This is a genomic window from Nocardia sp. NPDC059228 (assembly GCF_042754245.1).
Classification (GTDB): Bacteria; Actinomycetota; Actinomycetes; order Mycobacteriales; family Mycobacteriaceae; genus Nocardia.
The window spans coordinates 789-1,453 of sequence record NZ_JBHZAL010000106.1 but is presented as its reverse complement, the minus strand read 5'-3'; the positions used below and the strand labels follow the sequence as shown (position 1 = coordinate 1,453).

Here is a 665-nt window from a genome sequence, read left to right as displayed (position 1 = left end):
CTGACGGGCGGTACGGCCGTCGCGGTCGGGGGGACACAAGGAGGCACCCACTGCCTCGCACCGAGTGGAGCGTCAAGGAGCGCCGATGCCGAACAAGGTCCAACGGCCCCATGAGGAAGTCGAGTTCGACTTCATCCTGGCGAAGGCGGATGTGCCGGTCCTCGCGTACTTCTACGGGGTGTGGCCCAAGGCCGCGGCAGCGTGCAAGGAAATGGATGCCCTGGTGGGAGAGGCGGCCGACGCCCACGAGGGCCGACTGATCGTCATGCGGGCCGACATCGCAAGGTGCCCCGGCCCCGTCCGACGCTACGGCGTCACCGGCGCGCCCTCCCTCGTGCTGATCGATCGGGGCGAGCCGACGGCGACCGTGAGCGGCCCACTGTCCAGGACAGCGCTCGGGGAGTTCCTGGCCGCCCACCTGTGAGCGGGCCGCATACCGAGCGGGTGAGGTTGTGCCCGCAGCGGCCGACCGGGGCACCATCGTGTCCGCAGACGTACAACTCTTCACCGAAACCGCCGAGTGCCCTGGCGAGTTCCTGGTGCTCACGCAAGGCGGCTCCCCGCCGTGGCCGGACGTCGGCAATGACGGATCCCGGATTCGTATCAAGGCGTGCGCGCTTCGGAAAATGGTGCGGAGAGGCCCAGGAACTCGAGCACGCGGGTCC

Annotated in this window: 1 protein-coding gene; it reads left to right on the top strand. The window is 69.2% G+C overall.

Annotation, left to right across the window (positions count from 1 at the left end; all coding sequences use genetic code 11):
• Positions 1-85: 85 nt before the first annotated feature.
• A complete protein-coding gene (locus tag ACFXKA_RS42750) occupies positions 86-424 on the top strand; it encodes a thioredoxin family protein (protein ID WP_379431869.1) in 339 nt (112 codons plus the stop codon).
• The last annotated feature ends 241 nt before the right edge of the window (positions 425-665 follow it).

What these genes read in the sequence shown, in the direction of transcription:
- ACFXKA_RS42750 (WP_379431869.1), top strand. Translation starts at nt 86, where the DNA reads ATGCCGAACAAGGTCCAACGGCCCCATGAGGAAGTCGAGTTCGACTTC.